Source organism: Vibrio gazogenes (assembly GCF_023920225.1).
Classification (GTDB): Bacteria; Pseudomonadota; Gammaproteobacteria; order Enterobacterales; family Vibrionaceae; genus Vibrio; species Vibrio gazogenes.
In genome coordinates this window covers 820,125-840,947 of record NZ_CP092588.1, presented here as the reverse complement: position 1 = coordinate 840,947, position 20,823 = coordinate 820,125, and the positions used below count along the sequence as shown (strand labels likewise).

Sequence of the window (20,823 nt, the reverse complement as noted above, 5' to 3'; positions counted from 1 at the left end):
TATTTTCCTTTTTTTTTCGGGCGATTATGATAAATCATACTTTCATTAATGCTGAAATATTTTAATGTTTTTAAAGCTGATTCGTATAATGCTAGGCTGTTGTTTACTCTCTTCACCTGCATTTTCAAGTGATGTTTCTCCCTATATTGTCAATGGGACTTCAACATCTGTGGTCACTTATCCTGACTTTGTCAGTTTGTTCTATGATCGGACAGAGTATGATCGGATATATGGCGGACATAGTTTCTGTGGCGGAACCATGCTGAATAGCCAGTATGTGCTGACGGCTGCACACTGTATTTTCAGCGGCGGCAGTATTGATGAAGAGTACATGTTGTTTATGACCGTAGGTCAGATTGATGATGAAACGGATTGGATCTATAAGATTACTCCGGTCAGACCTTCTGAATTTTATTACTTCAGTTCATTTAGTGATTCGAAGAGTGATTTATGGAAAGACGACATTGCGATCATTAAACTGACATCACCGTTGAATACTGGCGGAACTGTCAATCGCCCAACTGATGAGTCTTATCGGAGTAATACTCAGAATTTCACTGTCATCGGTCATGGTAATACCACAACTAATACAACAACTTATCAGCTATTGAAAACATCAATGAGTTATGTTGATAATTCAACCTGTGCTTCAGAATATAGTGGGTTGCATAATACTCAGATCTGTTTTTCCGGGGGAGATTCACCCACGATGAATAATGGTGTTTGTTCCGGGGATTCCGGTGGACCGATTTATTGGAATGACAGCGGTACGCTGCGTCAAGTTGGTATAACCAGCTTTGGGCCGACGATTTGTGGTTCCGGTTCGATTACTGGCGTTTTTACCGAAGTGGCTGATTATGACGCTTGGATAACCAATGTATTGAATGGCACGATTACGCCAAACTATATTGCAACGGATGCAAAACGTCTGGCGTATTATCAGACACAGATTTTATCTCAAGTAGATTTGAGTACCGCAACCAGTAGTGATGCTAGTTCAGGCGGTAGCTCGGGCGGTTCGATGGGATGGTTCTTGTTGTTATTGTTATCAGGTGTATTGGGATATCGACAGAGATCAAAATTGTTGGTCGTCCTGCGTTAAGACTGGCATCTCCATCACGTCTGATGGGTTATAGTTCATGGCTGCTGCAATCGATAAAGGTTTTGCAAACCAGTAACCTTGCAGGTGAGAAGCCCCCAGCGAGTGGAATTGGCGTAACATTTTACTGTTTTCAATGCCTTCGATGACCACACTAATCTGCTCTTTCCGACATAACTTGATTAAAAACTCCAGAAACTGGCAAGAGTTATCATTTTCCATCGTCTTCATCGAGAAGTATCGGTCTATCTTGATTTGAGCAAATGGCAGGTCAAAAAAACTGTGGATAGAGCTAAAACCTGCCCCAAAGTCATCCAGAGACAGTAAAAAGCCAAGATCATTCAGTCGATTGATTTGTTGAAGCGCATATTTATGTTCATCGAGAATCACAGTTTCCGTTAATTCAAGAATAATTGAAGCAGGATTCAGCCCGGACTCTGATGTGATGCGTAACATTTCATCGGGAAAATTACTGTTCAATAACTGTAATACCGAGACATTGACGTTGACTCGGGCGGAAGCCCGGTTCGTGATGTTATAGTAATTGATGAACTGGCATGCTTTTTCAAACACTTGATAACCCAGCTCAACGATGAGACCTTTATTCTCAGCCACGGGGATGAATTCATCGGGATAAATATTACCGTAATCTTTGGAGTGCCATCTGACGAGTGCTTCAAAACTGGAGACTTTTCCGGTCGTAGTATCAATAATGGGTTGATATTTGACTGACAGACTTTTGTTTTTTAGCACACATTTTAAACCGCTTTCGATATAAAAATAGCGATCGACTTTCTGTTGCGTATGACCTTCATATACTTCGATCTGAGACTGACTTTGTTCACTGGCGAATGCACATGTTCTAAAGACAATACTCAGGATTTCTTCACTTTCAAGTTGGTGGTCACAATTAGGATAAATCCCGAGACTCATGCCGTTGGCAAAGAGGGTATTTTGTTGTGCCATGCAGGTCTGATAACGAAGCACGAATTGAGCACACATCATTCTGAGAGAAGTATGTGATACCGAACCTCTGAACAGTATTGCGTAGGTATCCAGACTCACCCGATAAAGCGTTGCGTATTCGTGAGGAAAGACTTTGGCCGCGGATTTGATATTCTTGATGACATTTTTGAGGAGAGCGGAACCGTATTCGACCATGTAGGATTGCAACTCGTGAATTTGGATATAAATGACTGAAAAGTCGTTATCTGGTGATTGAACGAGTAAATTCAGATCTAACAGTAGTTTTCTCAGATTGAACAGGGCAGAGCTATTATCATAGAAAGCGGCTTCCTTGAGATACGTTTCCATCACTTTTTTATCAGAGATATCCCGGTGACTCCCGACAATGTAAGTTTCACCCTTCTCAATCAAACAGACCGCACTCCTTTCGATCCATAAGTAATCACCGTCAGTTTTTTTTACCCGATATTGTGTGAGCATCCGTTGTTCAAAAGTATCGATATGGTCGTTGACTTGGTTGACCAGTAATTCCTGATCGTCAGGATGAACAAGCGCATACCATGCGGAGGCATGAATAGTGGGTGACTGAATACCAAACTGGACATAAAAATCAGGATTGTAGAATGTCAGAAGGCCTTCTGCATCCATATGGAATATCCCCTCATTGAACACATCAAAAATATGAATGAGGCGTGTTTTATATTCGTTGTTGGGCGGCTGAACGTGTACCGCTTCCCCCAAGTCTTTTTGCATGAAATTGAAGGCTCCTTGACGCCAGCCTATATGTTCGCCAATATTATTATTCTCATCAATATTATTTGCCCAAGTTATTAGTATCAGTGTAATTGATATAAATAAAAATAAATGATTGAGCTACTTTGTCAGGATGAGGGTGAAATGTGATATTCATTCCAAATTTCGCCATTTACTAGCCATTTGTACAGTAATATATGCCTTACATTTCTGCTTGCCTTAATGATTCGCTTCCGGTGATATTTGATAGGCTTTTGTACCCCACAGTGGGACCGTTGAGATACTATGTTTGAAGCTGCCGGAAGTTTCTTTGGTTGAGTAAGAAACATAGATCAGCGTTTGCGTTTTTGGATCATATATTCTTCGCATTTTCATTGATTTAAAGAAAATACTTTTAGATTTTTTGAAAATCACTTCCCCTGAATCGGACTTGTCAATTTTTGCGATCATTGCTGGGGTGATTTCTCCTGTTTGTCGGCAGGCAATCGATGAATCTGATGGGTCTGATAAACTGAGATCAGCTTCAATGCTGGCAATATGACAAGTCACACCAGTCACGATAGGATCAATGAGCTGATTGATTTTGATATCTTGGGTTGTAAATAGACCTAAACTGACATCGCCCACTTCGCTGTTGTCACAGGCGGTAAGCCCCAGAGAAAGTAATGACGCGATGAATATATTCTTGAATCTCATGTTTGGTTTCCAGCCGTCAAATGAGTAACGTTCATCATATCAAGATATTCGGTGATTCCCAAATAAAGTGAGTCGGGTAAAGGGATTACCGTCGTATGGCATCTGAATATCACGGTGAAATGATGATGTTCATTGTTGAGGACTTCGCGACGTGATCAACTCAAGTGCCACTTTTATCCCCTTTTCGGCACAGATTCGAGTAAGATGGTGCATCTCCCTGATATTGAAATGATAGGGTTTTATGAATATCGCACAAATAAAAAACCAGTGGTTATCGGCTCAAGTGGATGTTGCATATCCAACGCCCCAAAGTTTAGCGGGGCGTGATCTTTATCTGGCATCAGTTCAGCAATGCGCATATCAAGATATTGATTTAAAGACGATGACTGAGTTGATGCCTCAGGATGTTTATCGCGTTGATTTTCATCGTTTAACGGTCATGTTTGCTCAACTCCAAGCCGAGCAATACCACACTTCAACAGAAAAAGAAGCCATTATCGAGTTTTTTACACAAATTATCTATTCACCGCCTTGTGAATTGTATCTTGGTTTTGAACAGGGCCAACCCGTTGCAGCCGGGATTTTAACCCAGACAGAAACTGATGTGCTGGTGTCGGATTTAGTCATTGTGGAGACTTGTTCCGCTTACGACGTTCCGCTTGATTTTGCATATCAGATTTTACAGCATAGTCGAGTGAATGAGGCCGCCCGAGCTTGCCGCGTCGAGTTAAAGGCATCGACGTGCTGACGGAGTAACTCATATATTTTGAGTTCGAAAATAAATTATTTCTTGTCCTTGATCATAAAAGAATGGCTTAAGATTGATTAAAAAATAAAATAAAGTTGAAACATTCAAAAAATGTTGAATAATGGAACGGTTGATTGTTAGGCGAAGCATTTGCTTCAATATTCATTTGAATACAGGATAAAACCTTATGTCGAACTCGTATGTGTTGGTCGTTAATTCAGGTAGTTCATCCCTTAAATTTGCAGTGATTGATGCTCAAAGCGGTGAAGCCATTGTGAGTGGATTAGGTGAGTGTTTCGGGTTGCCCGAGGCGGTTATCAGCTGGAAATATCAGGGTGAAAAAACTGAGGAGATGATCGATTATCCTGATAATCATCACCAACATGCGGTTGATCGGATTGTCAAACTGATAGATTCACTTGGATTGAGTGACCAAATCATTGCCGCCGGACACCGGATTGTTCATGGAGGTGAAAAATTCACTTCGACGGTTCGAATCAATGAACAGGTCGTTGACGAAATTGAGCAATTGGCGGAGCTGGCACCTTTACACAATCTCGCCCATGGCAAAGGCATTCGTGCTGCGATGAAAGCATTCCCTTCGCTCCCTCAGTTTGCCGTGTTCGATACTGCGTTTCACCAAACCATGCCGCCAAAAGCCTACAGATATGCAATTCCGACTGAACTATACGACAAATATGCAATTCGCCGTTATGGTTTTCATGGCACCAGCCATTATTATGTCAGCCGTGAAGCAGCAAAAATGCTGGGTAAAGATGTCAATGCCACCAATGTCATTTCTGTTCATTTGGGTAATGGTGCATCGGTCTGTGCGATTCAGGATGGGAAGTGTGTCGATACGTCGATGGGATTCACTCCGCAGGCTGGATTGATGATGGGGACGCGCTGCGGTGACATTGACCCGGCTGTGATTGAGTTTTTATTAAAGAAAGGCTGGTCACAAGACCAAGTGTTCGACACCTTGTATAAAAAGTCAGGCTTTTTGGGTGTATCCGGCTTTACTTCCGATGTTCGTGGTGTGTTAGAAGCGATGGAACAGGGCAATGAAGATGCCAAACTTGCTTTTGACGTGTTTACCTATCGAGTCGCAAAATATATTGCTTCGTATATGATTCCGCTTCAGCGCGTTGATGCGATTATATTTACTGGCGGAATTGGTGAAAACGCACTGCCGATTCGGCGCGAAATTTTGCATGCTTTGCGGGTGTTCGGATTCGTGGAAGATGAAGCCGGTAATGAAGCAGCTCGATTTGGTCAGTCTGGTGTGATTGCTCACTCTGAAATGTTCAATACAGTTGCGATGGTGATTCCAACCAATGAAGAATTGGTTATTGTACAGCAATCCATTGCATTACTAGGTTAATATTACTAGATATCATTGATACTCAAGTATTGCAGGCCAACCTTTGATGAGGTTGGCCTTTTTTATACCTGTGTTCCGAAGCAGGGCGAAAGACACTGACGTATTTTTATGAAAGATTTTCAAAAACATGAAAATATTTTCAAATATTAGCAAATGAATCTCCAAAATAGCGTAATATTTTGTGATTATTATCAAATTTCTTTGTGCAATATCATCAAACAAGTCTTTATAACTAGATGAATTGCAATAACTTATCTGAGTTGTGTTGAATTTTATAGGTTAATGTGAATTCTAGCGATGTTTTCAGCTGTTTCATTGTTTAATATTTTTAATAGTCAAGTGATTTAAAATAAATCTACTCGGCGAGTTTTTTTCAAGACTGTTTTATTCTAATGAATTTAAGGCACGCGAGTGCCTTTTTTTTACTCATGTGATATTGAAGAGCTGTAATATGAACCTTAATTTAATTGTATCTAGAGTCTATCTGGGGTTTTTTACTATTATTCTAACCATGTTAATTTCAGCGGGTGCATTATTAAATAGTAATCATAAAGTTTCTGCCAATATGGAATTTATGTTGAAACAATCAGCACCATTCATATTACGTTCGGGTGAATTGACGATTAACTATTTGAATATTGATCGTAGTATGATGTCATATTTATCAACGCTATACCCAGAGGATTTAGAGCCTTTAAGCCAGTCCATTCATCAATCAATGCAAGATTTTCAGACCAAGCTTGCATGGTTCAAGGAGCTTCCTGACCCCGATCATCGCATTGGTGTATTTATCGAGAAAATAGAATCGACAGCGGAGAAGACATTTCAAGATATCAATATGATACTGAATGATTATAAGGCATATCTGGAGACGAAAGATAAAAATGTAAAGCAACGGGCACTACTTCAATCGCTCATTATGCAAATTAACAATAATTTGTTAGAAAATCTTGCCGCAGAAAATCAGCCTGATGCACGTCAGTCGATTGAAGCGCTGCTCACCCAGATTGGCTTGCTGGTTGGTGAAGTGAATGAAGCGTTTTCTTTACAAGATGTGATTGAGACGCGCGCATTAGAGCGGCGCTTTAAAATACGGAAAACGCGCCTAGATAAAGCGATTGCAACGTTCCAGTCGGCCTCTCCCTCATTTTTTCGTCAAAGTGAAACACCACTGAAGCTACTGGGGCAGCAAGCCTTCTCCGCTGATGGGGCTGTCTCAAGGCATATTGCGACGGTTGAACTCTATGACCAACTGACCGAACAGCAAAGTGACGTCAAATTAGATATTGATGCACAATTGAAAAATATTGATGATTTTTCAACTTATGCAACTCAAATCGCAGAGCAACGCTATGTTGAATCAACAGATCAGGCGAAGGAATCCGTGATTACACTGGTGATATTGTCGATTGCGTCAGTCGTAATTGCACTCTTGATCGGCATTGTGATCGCGACCATGATTCGCAGACCAAGCAGACGCCTGCAACGCGTACTTGGTCAGGTTGCAGAAAAAGATCTCAGTTCACGTGTCAATTATCAAACCAATAATGAATTTGGCATGTTATCTAAGGCGGTGAATCTGGTCATCGATGATTTATCCCATATCATTCATCAAATGCGCTCAACCGCGAAGCAACTTAACCATGCTTCTCTCGATAATCAACAGACCAGTGAAGAACTCAGTCTGGCTATTGCAGAACAAACCTCACAAACCGCATTGACGGCTACAGCAATGGAAGAAATTGAGTACACAGTGAAAGATATTTCAGAGTCGGTCAGTGAGACGTTATCTATCGCAACCATTGCTGTGAACGGTTCGAATTCAGGGCAGGTATTGATGCAGAAAAATGTTGAGCTATTGAATCACTTATCTCAGCGCTTGAGAGATTCGACCCAAACGATATATCAGCTAGAAGGCTATTGTGCCGGTATCGAGTCAATTCTGGATATTATTTCTAATATTTCTTCACAAACGAATTTGCTCGCTCTAAATGCAGCGATTGAGGCGGCAAGAGCCGGAGAACAAGGCCGTGGTTTTTCTGTGGTTGCAGATGAAGTGAGAGGGTTAGCTGAAAAAACCACAGCAAGTACCCAAGAAATACAGTCAAAAATTGAACAGCTACAACAAAGTTCTGTTTTAGCGGTGAAACAGATATCGGAATGTGTGGATGATATGGAAAATTGTATCATTCAAACTCAGGATGTCGATGCATCTTTAAATGAGGTGCATATTAATCTGAATAAAATTGAAGAGCGTAGTCATAAAATATCAGCATCGACGGAGCAGCATCAGTTTGCTGCAATTCAAGTCAAGGAAAATATTAATAAGATTCAGGCGTTGTCTCATCAAAATATGATTCGATCTGAAAATTTAGCAGAACAAAGTAAAGCATTAGAACAAATGGCGGAATATCAATCTAAACTCACATCCTCGTTTAAATTATGATAAGCAATTCAATTAGTATTCAGTGTGAATAAAATAAACGCACTGAATATGTAGGGTTTTTTATGCCATGAATGATAATAATCATACCGATGTGAAATGATTTCATGACTTATTAGAAAACTGCAAAGCTTTTCAATTTTTTCTTAATCGCTAAATAAATTTCAGGTTTACCGTGATTAACATCACGCTTAAGTGACCAATAATCTTGAATACTCAAGTTGTAAGCGATTTCAAGCAGAGGTTTATTTGGTCACGATTAAACATGTATCAGAACGTGCAGGTGTATCACAAGCAACCGTTTCCAGAGTCATCAATGGGTCAACCCGAGTCAGTCGGGAAAAACAGTTAAAAGTTGAAAGAGCCATTAAAGAATTAGGTTATCGCCCCAACTCTATTGCTCAGGCATTGGCTTCTAGCCGTACAGAAAGTGTTGGTATTGTTGTTCCCGAATTAGGTGGCCCGTTTTATTCTGGGATATTACAAAGTATTGAAGGACAACTACGTCAACTCGGTTATCATGCGGTTATTACTGCGGGGGCAAATACCGAGCAAAGTCAAAAAGAAGCCGTTGAATTTCTTTTAGGCCGCCGGGTTGATGCGCTTATTCTTCATACTCAACAACTCGATGATGATTATTTAATCATGTTAGAAGAACGCGGGTTACCGATTATTTTAATTAACCGGGTCGTCCCTGAAATGGTGACCAGTTGCATCGATATTGATAATGAAGCCGGTGGTTTACTCGCAACACAATATTTAATCAAAATGGGGCACAGACATATTGCTTGTATTACAGGACCATTGAATAAATCGGATGCGAGAGGACGCTTGCAAGGTTATAGAAAGGCGTTGGAAAATGCTGGGTTGGAATATAACGAAATGTTGGTATCTGAGGCTGGATTTACCGAAGAAACAGGGATGAGTGCCATGAAAAAACTGCTCAATCGCGGATGTCCGTTTTCTGCTGTGTTTGCCGCAAATGATCATATGGCATTCGGTGCACGTGAAGTGCTGAAATCGGTCGGACTTTCGGTTCCGGATGATATTTCGTTAGTTGGCTTTGACAATATTCTTTTTGCTCGTTATCTCACACCGGGATTAACAACTATTGATTTTCCGATTGAGCAAATGAGCAAAGAAGCAGTAAAACTCGCGATTCATAAACTTAATAAAAATAAATCTGATGTGAATCTTAAACTTGTACCTTCTCTAGTCATTAGAGATTCAGTCAAGAACGTAATAAATACCCTATAAGTTATTTAAGGATAAATGATGAAAATAAAAGCCTTAACACTCACCTCGGTTGTTCTGATGGGAATCGTGTCTGCGCCTTCTTTTTCTGCGGATGCGGATAAGCGTATTCGCTTTGATGGATTTCCGGATTTTGATAGCAGCCTGAAAGTGATATTGCCTGATTTCGAGAAAAAGACAGGGATTCATGTTGATACCCTCATGAATAACCACGGTGACCATCACACCAAGCTCACCACCAACCTAGCGACAGGATCGGGTGCCGGTGATGTGATTGTTGTTGATGTCGAGAAAATCGGTCCATTCGTCGCTTCCGGTGGTTTGGTTGATCTGTCTAAAAAATATGGTGCCGATCAGTACCAAGACCGTTTTGCGCCTTATGCCTGGTCTCAAGGAAAAGGCGGCGATGGTGATATCTATGGTATGCCGATGGATTTAGGTCCGGGTGTAATGTATTACCGCACCGATATTTTTAAAAAAGCCGGGCTCAAAGTTGATGATGTGATCAAAAGTTGGGACTCGTACATTGCTGCGGGTGAAAAACTCAAAAAAATGGGTGTTCAGTTAATTCCTTCCGCTGCTGATGTTGCCCAAACTATTATTTTTACCACGGTTCCCGAAGGGGACGGGATTTATTTTGATAAAGATGGCCATTCGCTCGTCACCTCTGAGCGTTTTGTGCATGCGTTTCAAGTAGCCAAAGAAATTCGTGACAAAGGCTTAGATGGTCGAATTTTGGCTTGGTCAAATGAATGGTATGAAGGCTTCCGTAAAGGGACTTTTGCAACCCAATTGTCAGGGGCTTGGTTGCTCGGCCATTTACAGAACTGGATCGCACCGGAAACATCAGGCAAATGGGCTGTGTCGCATTTACCGGATGGAATTTACGGTAGTTGGGGCGGCTCGTTCTTGTCCATTCCTAAGCAATCTAAACATCAGGATGAAGCGTGGGAGCTGATTAAATACATGACGACCAATCGTGCCATCCAACTGAAGCACTTTGCAACGATTGCAGCATTCCCTGCCAACGTCACCACATACGATGATGACATGTTTAAAGAGAAAATTGATTTTCTGGGGGGTCAACAGGCTCGGTTGTTATTTGCTGATGTCGCACGACATATCAAACCGGTTCAACCGTCAAAAGGCGATCATATTGCTCGTTCAATTATTTTCGAAAATGCACTGATGGAAGTGCTTGATGAAAATAAAGACATCAAAACTGCTTTAAAAGAAGCTGAGCGTTTAATTAAACGTCGTACTCGTAATCTTTAATTCATGTATTTGTATGTATACAAGGAAGTCATTATGACTTCCTTGTAAAGAGGTTGTAATTATGAAGCATTCGTCAAGAGATGAAAATAGAAGCCCATCGGATGAGCGTTTTTTAAATCGATATTTGAAAGCGCTTACACCCTATGGTTTTTTATTCCCGTTCTTATGTATTTTTTCGGTGTTTGGCGTCTTTCCGTTAGTTTTTTCAGTTTATCTTTCATTTCACGCATGGAACCCTGTTGAAGGTTTAGAGGCGATGAAATTTGTCGGGTTTGAAAATTATTCAATCGCTTTAACCGACCCGTGGCTTTGGCGTTCACTCGAAAACACATTTTGGCTCGCGATTACTTCCGGTGTCGCACAACACCTGATTGCGATTCCGGTTGCTTATATTTTGGTCTCAATGGCAGATCGACTCCGCCATTGGTTAACGTCTGCTTATTTTCTACCTTACATTACTTCCACCGTTGCAGCGTCACTGATCTTTTTTAATATGTATTCGCCCCATTCAGGCATTATTAATCAGACGCTGACTTCACTGGCTGATAGCTCTTTATTCGGCTGGGCTTTTGCGTGGGTTAATCAATTCCAGCCGATCCGTTGGCTTGATGATGCAACCATGGTGAAACCATCCATCGCGATTATGGTGTTCTGGAAATACACCGGTTTCAATATCGTTTTATATACCACCGGCCTGATGACGATCCCGAAAGATATTTTAGAAGCAGCCCGAATGGATGGTGCCAATGCTCTCCGTCGTTTCTGGAGTATTTCACTGCCGATGATTCGTCCTTTTATCTTCTTTGCCGTCACCATGACGATTATCGGCAACTTACAACTGTTTGAAGAACCATTTGTTCTGACCCGTGGTACGGGTGGTACCGGACAGTCAGGTTTAACGATTTCAATGTATCTCTACAAAGTGGGTTGGGAATGGTTAGAAATGGGCACCGCGTCTGCAATTTCATGGCTGCTGTTTGCGCTGATTGCGACATGTACTTTGATTCAATTTTTCTTCTTCGGCAAGAAAGGACTGGGGGAACAATAAAATGTTGACGAACTCATTAGAGGCAAAACCTTCGGGCCTGAATGCTTTAAAACCGAGTGATACAACCATCGCGGTGATGACCAAACTATTCATGATTGTCTTAGCGTTTATTTTAATTATTTCGGCAATTGTGACGGTTTTTCCGTTTGTTTGGTCAGCGCTGTTATCCACCCGTGATCGGACTGAAATTTTTGGCTCGGGGATTAGTTTTGCGATTGGAGATAGTTTGGCGATCAACTATGCCAAGCTACAAGAAATCATGCCATTTTGGCAGGCGATGTTTAATTCGATCTATGTTGCCTTCCTCGGCACTGCGATATCGCTGCTCTTTTGTAGCATGGGCGGTTATGCGTTTGGTGTGTTTCAGTTTAAAGGGAAGAAACTCATGTTCGGCATGCTCGTCGGCTCAATGATGATTCCGCCGGTGCTGAGCCTGATTCCTTATTTCATGATTATTAAGTTTCTTGGTTTGTTAGATAACCACATTGCGGTATGGCTACCGTTTACGACCACCCCCTTCGGGATTTTTCTGATGCGTCAACATATTGTGGCGTCGGTGCCGAAAGAGTTGTTAGAAGCGGCAAAACTTGATGGTGCCGGTCAACTGCGAACTTACTGGAGTGTGGTCTTGCCGTTGATGAAACCGGCTTTGGCAACATTAGCAATCGTTCAGTTTGTCTTCTTCTGGAACATGTTTATGCAGCCTTTAGTGGTGCTGACAACACCTGAGAATTACGTCATCACCCAGGCGCTCCGTAGTGTGCAGGGGATCCCGAATACCCCTTGGGGCGCGGTGATGTTGGGGACAACAATTTCGATTCTGCCTCTCGTCGTGACTTACTTGTTTGCGTCTAAACAGATGATTAGCGGGCTCACGTCCGGTGCAGTGAAAGGTTAAGATTTTTAAAGGTTATGAGCATGAATAAATACGAACTTCCTCAAGACTCTCAATTACGTCATAAAGATTTTGTTTTTGGTGTGGCAACGTCGTCCTATCAGATTGAAGGGGGAGCTGCAGAAGGCGGACGGACGCCGTCGATATGGGATACATTCTGTAACAAACCCGGCAAAGTGGATAACGGTGACAACGGTGATCAAGCCTGTGACCATTACCATCTTTGGCAACAAGATATTGAAATGATCAGTGATTTAGGCGTCGATGCTTATCGTTTATCGATTGCCTGGCCACGAATTCTTCCGGAAGACGGTGTCGTCAATCCGCAAGGTTTAGCGTTTTATGAACAAATTATCGACGCATGCCATGCCCGGGGGATGACGGTATACGTCACGCTGTATCACTGGGATCTGCCACAATATCTCGAAGATAAAGGGGGCTGGCTCAACCGTGAAACGGCGTATAAGTTTGCTGAGTATGCGGATGTCGTCAGCCGTCATTTCGGCGATAAAATCGAAGTTTATACCACACTCAATGAACCGTTTGTGGCTGCTTTCTTAGGCTACCGCTGGGGGATTCATGCGCCGGGCGTTGTCGGTGAACGTGAAGGTTTCTTGGCCTCTCATCACCTGATGTTAGGACATGGTTTAGCCATGCCGGTATTGCGTAGAAATGCCCCAAATGCGAAACATGGGGTGGTATTCAGTGCATCACCGGCTTACCCCTTGGACGATAAAGATATCGGTGCCGCGAATTATTCAGATGCTGAAAATTATCAATGGTTTATTGATCCGGTGCTGAAAGGCGAATATCCGGCTTTAATCACGGAACATCAGGCCATGCATATGCCGATGATTCTGGAAGGGGATCTTGAGATTATTTCTGCACCCGTCGATTACATTGGTATCAATTACTATACCCGGAATGTGGTTCGTTATGATGAGAATGGTGAGATCAAAACCGTCCCTCAGCCTGAGAATGAGCATACCTATATCGGTTGGGAAATGTATCCTCAAGGCTTGACGGATTTACTCGTCCGTTTGAATGAGCGTTATGACAATATTCCACCCATTTATGTGACTGAGAATGGTGCGGCCACCAATGACACTTGTGTGGACGGTCAAGTTAACGATGAACAACGTGTTCGTTATTTTCAAACGCATCTTGAAGCCATCGATCAGGCCATCAAATCCGGTGTGCGAATCGACGGCTATTTTGCCTGGAGTTTAATGGATAATTTTGAATGGGCATTTGGTTATCGTCAACGATTCGGATTGGTTTATGTTGATTATCAGACCCAAGAGAGAACCCTGAAACAAAGCGCTATTGCTTATAAAAATATGTTGTTAGAGCGAGCCGAGGAGAACAAGTAATGGCTAAAGTTGAATTCAGAAACATCAAGAAATCTTTCGGTGATGTTGATGTCGTGAAGCATTTTGACTTCACAGTGAATGATGGTGAGTTCGTTGTATTCCTTGGCCCGTCAGGTTGCGGTAAATCAACGACATTGCGGATGTTGGCCGGGCTTGAAAGTATTACCTCCGGTGATATTTATGTCGGAGATAAACTGATCAATAAAGTAGATGCGAAAGACCGTGATCTAGCCATGGTTTTCCAAAGTTATGCGCTCTATCCCCACATGACGGTTTACGAAAATATTGCATTCGCGTTGAAACTCAAAGGAATGGCTAAAAAGGACATCGATACAGAAGTCCGCAAATCCGCAAAAATGCTGGAGCTGGAACCATTACTGGATCGTAAACCGAAAGAGTTATCGGGAGGCCAGCGTCAGCGGGTCGCGATGGGACGCGCGATGGTTCGTACACCGAAAGTCTTCTTATTTGATGAACCGCTCTCTAACCTTGATGCGAAATTACGGGGTGTGATGCGTGAAGAGATTAAACAACTTCACCGTGAGCTGAAAACAACGACAATTTATGTCACCCATGACCAGATTGAAGCCATGACACTCGCGGATCGGATTGTGATTTTGAAAGATGGGTATGTTGCGCAAGTGGGGACACCAACCGATGTCTTCCAACGACCTGCCAATAAATTCGTTGCCCAGTTTATCGGTAGCCCATCGATGAACATGTTGGATGCGAAGCTCATCAACCAAGAGGAAGCATTTTATATTCAATTGGGCGACAATCTGATTCCACTGCCTGAACGATTTAAAGCACTCGCTTCGAAAAACTTAGCATTACATTTGGGCGTTCGTCCGACGGACATTCATTTACGTGCGCAACATATTGACCATGGTCGTGTATTTCCATTCTCCGTGAAAATTAAAGACAAAGAATTACTCGGTGCCAGTATTTTGTTGAAAACTGAAATTGCGGGCCAACCACTCACAGTGGAAACACAAGCGGCTGAAGTGAATACGGATGAATTAGAACTTTATTTGGATTTGGATTCAATTCATTTATTTGATGCATTAAGTGAAAATTCTTTAGCCAGTTAGTGTCGCTATTTTAAATATAAAGTAGCGTTTAAATCACAATATATTGAAATCAATTGCTCCCTTTACTAATAAAGGGGGCTAGGGATAGTCATGATGAAATTCGGATATTTTGACGATAAACATAAAGAATATGTTGCCACTACACCCTGTACACCAATCAAATGGTGTAATTATGTAGGAACCTTAAATTTTGGTGGTTTAGTCGATAGTAACGGCGGTATTTTACTCTGTAAGGGCGATCCTGCTCTGAATCGTATCACCAAATATATTACCCAGATGCCAAATGCCGATTTTAAAGGCTCGACGTTATATTTAAAAGTTCGTCATCAAAATGGGGACGTTACGATTTTTTCGCCCTTTTATACACCGACCCTGAAGCCGTTGGATAAATTTGAAAATCATACCGGACTGTCTTACACCACCATTATTGCCGAAGCGTATGGTGTGCGATGTGAGAGCACCTTCTTTGTTCCGAAACAAGATCCGGTGTTACTGCAAGATATTAAGATCACCAATATTTCCGGTGATGATTTGCATGTCGATGTCATTCCGGTGGTTGAATTCACCCACTTTGATGCATTAAAGCAACTGGTCAATGCTGACTGGGTCCCTCAGACGATGATCTTGAAAGCGCATCAACAAGCGCAGGGACATACCGTTTTGGAACAGTATGCGTTCATGAAGCGAGACTATGCGGTGAATTTATTGACCGCGGACCGGCCAGCGACGTCATTTGACGGTGATCGCCAGCAATTCCTCGGGAATCGCGGTTATGGGAGCTGGGCGGCACCTGAAGCATTAAATGGTGCTGAACTGACCAACAGCGAGTGCTTACGCGGGGATAATATCGGGGCTTTGAACTTACGTTTAGGCTGGCTGAAGCCACAGCAAACCGAGCGTACCGTTGTTCAGTTGACCCAAATGGAGAGTCTCGATATCGCGCAGCCGATGTTAGAGAAATATCGTGATCATCACGTCGTCGATCAGGCTTTTGCTGAGTTGAGTGAATTCTGGGATGACTATTTGTCGGCCATTCAAGTCACCACACCTGATCCGGCGATGAACTCGATGCTCAATGTACATAACCCTCGCCAGTGTCATACCACTAAAAACTGGTCTCGCTATTTATCGCTGTATCAGCTTGGCTATGGGGCGCGTGGGATCGGATTCCGCGATTCATCACAGGATATTCTGGGTGTGATGACCCACATGCCTGAAGAAGCCCGGGAATTTATCGAACGTTTACTCTCGGTGCAAAATACCGATGGCTCTGCCATGCATCAATTTTTCCCTTCAACGATGGAAGCCAATGCCGGTGACTCGCGTGAAGAGGAAGACCGCCCGGATTATTATGGGGATGACCACCTGTGGATCGTCTTTGCCGTCACTCAATATGTTAAAGAAACCGGCAATGCGGATTTTCTCAATCAAACCATTCCTTACTATCAAAAAGATAAGCAGGGCAAGCCGCTTGAAACGGGAACCGTTTGGGATCACCTCTGCCGCGCGATTGCGTTTACACAAACGCATACCGGTCAACATGGTTTGCCACTTCTGGGCTTTGCGGACTGGAACGACACGGTGAATCTACCGACGGGGGCTGAGTCACTGATGGTCGCCAATATGTACGGTAAAGCGTTATTGGATATGCTCGATCTGTGTCAACTACGCGGTGAAACGTCGCTCGCACAGCGTTATCAAGATCAATATGAACAGATGCAACATATCGTCAATCAGCATGGCTGGGACGGGGCGTGGTTTGTCCGTTACTTTGATGAGAAAGGGGCGCCGATCGGATCGCATACCAATGCTCAAGGACAGATCTATACCAATGGACAAAGCTGGCCGGTGATTTCTGGGTTTGCAACGCCTGAGCGTGCCTCGCAAGCGCTCGATGCCGTCTATACAAAATTAAATACTGCCAATGGGATTAAACTTTCGACGCCCGGATATAACGGATTCTCGCCCGAATTGGGTGGGGTGTCTACGTATCCGCCCGGAGCGAAAGAGAATGGCGGGATCTTCTTGCATGCGAACCCATGGATGATGATTGCTGAAACCAAGGTCGGCAATGGTGATCGCGCTTACCAGTATTACCGACAAATTAATCCGGCTTCTAAGAATGATCAAGTCGAGGTTTTTGAGTCCGAGCCTTACTGTTACCCGCAAAATATATTGGGAGATGAGCACCCGCAATTTGGTTTAGGCCGTAATGCATGGCTGTCCGGGACTTCATCATGGACCTACGTTGCCGGTACGCAGTGGATTTTGGGGGTTCGCCCTGAAATTGATGGTTTACGCGTTGATCCTTGTATCCCCCGTGATTGGCCTGAATTTTCCGTGCAACGAAAATTCCGGGGCGCAATTTATCAAATTCATGTCGTCAATCCGCATCAAGTCAATCAGGGCGTAACGGAGATGCGCGTCGATGGTGTTGTGATTCAAGGTAACAAAGCACCGGTATTTACCGATGGTGTGCATCACATCGAGATTACGTTAGGTCAATGATATTAGACGAATGATAAATAAAGGGCACCTCGGTGTGCCCTTCCATCTCAAAACACATAATTAATATTTTTCAAGCGTGTGACATATTTAATTACGATGGATATGAATGATGAATAACAAAATACCCTATACAAGTTATTATGGGCTTGCGAGTGAACTCTGTAGTCAGGGCGAAGCCGTTGAGTTTCTTCAACCGTGGTATAAGCCCGTTTCGACCACGCCAGAAAATACGGGAATGGCTGTCGGTGGCATTGGCTCGACATTTACACTGACCCCAAAAGGTGAGACCCCGAATTTCAGTTTTATTCCCGGTATCTATATTGACTGTTCCCAAGAACAAATTAATTTTAATGATTTTTATATATCCGTCATGGATGATCTTGATGTTGATAATCTCCGCATCCATCATCTTGAGGATTTAGAGCGGTTCCTGACATTTTATCCCGTCACTGTTGCTGGTGTTGAGCTCGAAATCGATAATGAATCTAATACGTTATCAAGAATTAAACAGGGTCTGCGTGGGTTAAATTTCTATCTTGAGAATCAGGAACGATTTGCACGTTGGCAGATTGAATTTACCGAGAAAACTCAGCGTTTAATTCACCAAGCACCTCAGGCACTGGAAACTCAGCTCTGGGTCGCGATGGAGTTTTTTAATGGGTTATTGGTCAACGAGTCAGCCGAAGTATCCTCTCTGGCGTCTCGTCGCATCGCTGATATTGATGTCGTAAAATCAGAAGATATTCACTATCAAGCCTTATACCCGATTGCACAGTATGAGTACACCCACTTTGATGAGGTGAAAGTACGCCGTAAAGTGGTGTCACCGATCATGAAAGGGGATGAAAAACTGTGTTCTCTGCCGCTGCACTGGAATCACTTCCATTTAGAAAACCGTTCCGGGGTCACCAAGTTAGTCACGTTAGCGCAGCCTTTTGATAACCTGATTGGTTCCACCTATCAGAAAAGCCGTCAAGGTGTTCAGGATTCATCATGTTCACTGGTTCGCAACGCGATTCAGCAGCAGCATCACGCCGCAAAAATAAGTGATGAACAGCAACAGTTTATTGGCGTGAGTTTAACCAGTGATTCTCCATATCAATCAGATATTGAAGGGGAAGTTTTATATGGGGTTGTGGCAAATCACGCCGATCTGAATTCGGGTAAAGTCACGATTACCGTGAAGCCGACCCTGTATGGCTCGCAGTTGGATGATGTGTTAGTTGCGGCATTAAATATCGGGCGCACCAATCGCTATTTTGACAGTGGGACTTACACCGGGCGCGAACCCCTGTCAGCCTTAGTGGTTGTTCAAGTCGAATTACAGCCCGGAGAGTCGCTGGATTTAAGATTTTTACAAGTGATGGATCACAGTAAAATTTGGTTGGACAACTGGCATTCCGAAAAGGCCTATAGCCGCTTTTTCCCGGCACGTGACAGAGCGACACTGATGGCGACCGAAATGCTGTCGCAACTGGAGTCGATTGAAGAACGCATCATCCGGCAACAAATCGCGCTCTATGACTCGGTTGCCCAACAGATGAAAGCACGCGAGAGCGCGGTCAGCTTTTCCACCATGGCGATGAATACCTTATCGTTTCTTGCGGAGTCAACGGTTTGGGACTGTCATGATCGGTTTTTAGTCAAAGAATGTGTGGATTACCCATTTTTCAATTCGCTGGATGTCTATTTCTATGGTTCTTTTGCGATTCTTTATCTGTTGCCACGTTTAGATGGCAAAGTCATGGAAGCATTTGCGCAGGCCATTTTGTCTGAGGATGAGACACCTCGACGTTATTGGGAGTATGCCGAACGGCCTTTTGCTGATGTGAGTGATGATAAGTATCTAGGGGTTCGTGCTGTTTACGGTGCCGTTATTCATGATTTAGGGAGCCCGTTTGATATCCAGCCGGATGCTTATAGCTGGCATAACGTTAAAGAATGGAAAGACCTCGCACCTAAATTTATTTTAATGGTTTATCGTCATTATCAGGAGACCGGCAATCACGCGATCATTGAGGCTTGCTGGCCTGCGGTGCAAGAAAGTATCAATTATTTGTCTTCTTTGATTGAACCCGGTGACACATTGCCATTAGTGCATGGAACCGATGATACCTTTGATAATCTCTCTTCACATGGTGTTGCCATTTACTGTGCGAGTTTGTGGGTTGCAGGGCTTCAGGTGGCGAGTCAATTAGCCCAAATGATGGGAGAGCAACAACTCTCAAGCGAATATCAACAACGTGCGGATGCCGCTCTTGAAACCTTAGAACAGAGTTTGTGGGATGAGCAAAAAGGTTATTACCATTTCTCTGCAACCCCGATTCAAGTGAAACACCTGACAGGGCAAGATTATCAGCCTCTCCAACAGTTAGGTCTGACGTTATCGGGTGATCGTGTGGCCGATGCCCGGCTCTTGAATGACTATCTCAATCGTGTCGATCAACACAGTGAACCGTCTCGGTTTGAACAGCGATTGGATAAGAAACAGCAGCTTTTAACGATTGCTCCGCTGGCATTCAGCCAGGAATATCACGCCATGGCGATGGATTCTGATAATAGTTTCGGTGATGCGTTAGTCGCAGATACGTATTTGAAACTGATGGGGATGGATGGGCTATTTCGTCCGGATCGGGTCAATCGGACACTCGATTTTATCTACCAAACCAATTACCTAGAAAACAGTCCCCATTTGGGGGTTGCAAATATGACCCTGGCTGACGGCGCACCGCATGATGCTTTCCAGGCTCAGGATGTCTGGGGGGGTGTCCAGTTTAGTGTCGCGAGTGCGCTTAAATTAGCCGGAAAATATGATCAGGCCGAAACGTTATTGAAGACTGTTTATGATACGTTGTATCACTCCGCCAAAATTCCGTTTGCAGCACCGGAAGGATTCAATGGATCTGCCCGCGTGACCGCCAGTGATTTACAGATGTTACTTCCGCTGAATGAGGCAGAGGCAAACCAGTGCCTACAGTGTTTAAAATCGGTTCATGCGATGCTTGAAGACGGGCGTGTTAGTCCGACGCTTCGTGCTGAGAAAGCGGAATTCATGCGTGGATTTGTCGATAAGGGGCTAGATGAGACACAGGTTGAAGCACTTTATGCGTGGCTCATCAGACAAAGTATGAAATATACCGCAGGTCGTTATTTTAGACCGGGGATGATTTTTTCTTATATTTATCGTTAATCCTGTCGTTATCATAAGGGCTGATGAAATTTAGCCCTTATTCTTCACTTATTTACATCCCCAAGTAACTCCAGCGGTGATTCCGATCAGAATCGCCTCT

Annotated in this window: 14 protein-coding genes; 12 read left to right on the top strand and 2 right to left on the bottom strand. The window is 43.3% G+C overall.

Annotated features, from left to right (window positions below; translation table 11 throughout):
• Window positions 1-88 precede the first annotated feature (88 nt).
• Complete coding sequence (locus MKS89_RS19360; RefSeq protein WP_159439590.1) at window positions 89-1,102, top strand: S1 family peptidase; 1,014 nt, start codon at window positions 89-91, stop codon at window positions 1,100-1,102.
• Here the strand turns inward: MKS89_RS19360 and MKS89_RS19355 are convergent.
• Entirely contained in the window at window positions 1,076-2,818 is a 1,743-nt protein-coding gene (locus tag MKS89_RS19355; protein WP_072955581.1) for an EAL domain-containing protein, read from the bottom strand. The genes MKS89_RS19360 and MKS89_RS19355 overlap by 27 nt on opposite strands.
• 219 nt (window positions 2,819-3,037) lie before the next feature.
• Window positions 3,038-3,514, bottom strand: a complete 477-nt coding sequence (locus tag MKS89_RS19350) for a CreA family protein (protein WP_072955584.1) — start codon at window positions 3,512-3,514, stop codon at window positions 3,038-3,040.
• A gap of 241 nt (window positions 3,515-3,755) precedes the next feature.
• On the opposite strand from MKS89_RS19350, the gene MKS89_RS19345 reads away from it, so the two are divergent.
• The 11 genes from MKS89_RS19345 to MKS89_RS19295 all read left to right on the top strand — a co-directional run bounded on the left by MKS89_RS19345 (window position 3,756) and on the right by MKS89_RS19295 (window position 20,723).
• Complete coding sequence (locus MKS89_RS19345; RefSeq protein WP_072955587.1) at window positions 3,756-4,262, top strand: hypothetical protein; 507 nt, start codon at window positions 3,756-3,758, stop codon at window positions 4,260-4,262.
• Window positions 4,263-4,449: 187 nt separating this feature from the next.
• The gene (locus MKS89_RS19340; protein ID WP_072955590.1) at window positions 4,450-5,646 is read left to right on the top strand and encodes an acetate/propionate family kinase; all 1,197 of its coding nucleotides are present in this window, start codon (window positions 4,450-4,452) and stop codon (window positions 5,644-5,646) included.
• 574 nt (window positions 5,647-6,220) lie between these two features.
• Entirely contained in the window at window positions 6,221-8,092 is a 1,872-nt protein-coding gene (locus tag MKS89_RS19335; protein WP_252518343.1) for a methyl-accepting chemotaxis protein, read from the top strand.
• Window positions 8,093-8,338: 246 nt separating this feature from the next.
• Entirely contained in the window at window positions 8,339-9,346 is a 1,008-nt protein-coding gene (locus MKS89_RS19330) for a LacI family DNA-binding transcriptional regulator (protein ID WP_072955753.1), read from the top strand.
• Between the two features lie 18 nt (window positions 9,347-9,364).
• Window positions 9,365-10,618, top strand: coding sequence for an ABC transporter substrate-binding protein (locus tag MKS89_RS19325; RefSeq protein ID WP_072955594.1), 1,254 nt, complete (start codon window positions 9,365-9,367; stop codon window positions 10,616-10,618).
• A 61-nt stretch (window positions 10,619-10,679) separates the two neighbouring features.
• Window positions 10,680-11,666: a carbohydrate ABC transporter permease gene (locus tag MKS89_RS19320; protein ID WP_072955596.1), complete on the top strand. Its 987-nt coding sequence runs from the start codon at window positions 10,680-10,682 to the stop codon at window positions 11,664-11,666.
• A gap of 1 nt (window position 11,667) precedes the next feature.
• Entirely contained in the window at window positions 11,668-12,564 is an 897-nt protein-coding gene (locus MKS89_RS19315) for a carbohydrate ABC transporter permease (protein WP_072955598.1), read from the top strand.
• Window positions 12,565-12,584: 20 nt separating this feature from the next.
• A complete protein-coding gene (locus MKS89_RS19310) occupies window positions 12,585-13,934 on the top strand; it encodes a GH1 family beta-glucosidase (RefSeq protein WP_072955600.1) in 1,350 nt (449 codons plus the stop codon).
• Window positions 13,934-15,025 (top strand): ABC transporter ATP-binding protein, encoded by a 1,092-nt coding sequence (locus MKS89_RS19305; RefSeq protein WP_072955603.1) that lies wholly within the window; start codon window positions 13,934-13,936, stop codon window positions 15,023-15,025. The genes MKS89_RS19310 and MKS89_RS19305 overlap by 1 nt, the downstream gene beginning before the upstream one ends.
• 90 nt (window positions 15,026-15,115) lie before the next feature.
• The gene (locus MKS89_RS19300) at window positions 15,116-17,533 is read left to right on the top strand and encodes a glycoside hydrolase family 94 protein (RefSeq protein WP_072955605.1); all 2,418 of its coding nucleotides are present in this window, start codon (window positions 15,116-15,118) and stop codon (window positions 17,531-17,533) included.
• 109 nt (window positions 17,534-17,642) lie between these two features.
• Window positions 17,643-20,723, top strand: a complete 3,081-nt coding sequence (locus tag MKS89_RS19295; RefSeq protein ID WP_072955606.1) for a GH116 family glycosyl hydrolase — start codon at window positions 17,643-17,645, stop codon at window positions 20,721-20,723.
• Window positions 20,724-20,823: the final 100 nt, after the last annotated feature.

Excerpts from the sequence above, each read along its gene's own strand:
- MKS89_RS19350 (WP_072955584.1), bottom strand. The coding sequence starts at position 3,514 with ATGAGATTCAAGAATATATTCATCGCGTCATTACTTTCTCTGGGGCTT.
- MKS89_RS19295 (WP_072955606.1), top strand. The coding sequence starts at position 17,643 with ATGAATAACAAAATACCCTATACAAGTTATTATGGGCTTGCGAGTGAA.
- MKS89_RS19360 (WP_159439590.1), top strand. The coding sequence starts at position 89 with ATGCTAGGCTGTTGTTTACTCTCTTCACCTGCATTTTCAAGTGATGTT.
- MKS89_RS19300 (WP_072955605.1), top strand. The coding sequence starts at position 15,116 with ATGATGAAATTCGGATATTTTGACGATAAACATAAAGAATATGTTGCC.
- MKS89_RS19325 (WP_072955594.1), top strand. The coding sequence starts at position 9,365 with ATGAAAATAAAAGCCTTAACACTCACCTCGGTTGTTCTGATGGGAATC.
- MKS89_RS19315 (WP_072955598.1), top strand. The coding sequence starts at position 11,668 with ATGTTGACGAACTCATTAGAGGCAAAACCTTCGGGCCTGAATGCTTTA.
- MKS89_RS19335 (WP_252518343.1), top strand. The coding sequence starts at position 6,221 with ATGTTGAAACAATCAGCACCATTCATATTACGTTCGGGTGAATTGACG.
- MKS89_RS19305 (WP_072955603.1), top strand. The coding sequence starts at position 13,934 with ATGGCTAAAGTTGAATTCAGAAACATCAAGAAATCTTTCGGTGATGTT.
- MKS89_RS19310 (WP_072955600.1), top strand. The coding sequence starts at position 12,585 with ATGAATAAATACGAACTTCCTCAAGACTCTCAATTACGTCATAAAGAT.
- MKS89_RS19320 (WP_072955596.1), top strand. The coding sequence starts at position 10,680 with ATGAAGCATTCGTCAAGAGATGAAAATAGAAGCCCATCGGATGAGCGT.
- MKS89_RS19340 (WP_072955590.1), top strand. The coding sequence starts at position 4,450 with ATGTCGAACTCGTATGTGTTGGTCGTTAATTCAGGTAGTTCATCCCTT.
- MKS89_RS19345 (WP_072955587.1), top strand. The coding sequence starts at position 3,756 with ATGAATATCGCACAAATAAAAAACCAGTGGTTATCGGCTCAAGTGGAT.
- MKS89_RS19355 (WP_072955581.1), bottom strand. The coding sequence starts at position 2,818 with ATGCAAAAAGACTTGGGGGAAGCGGTACACGTTCAGCCGCCCAACAAC.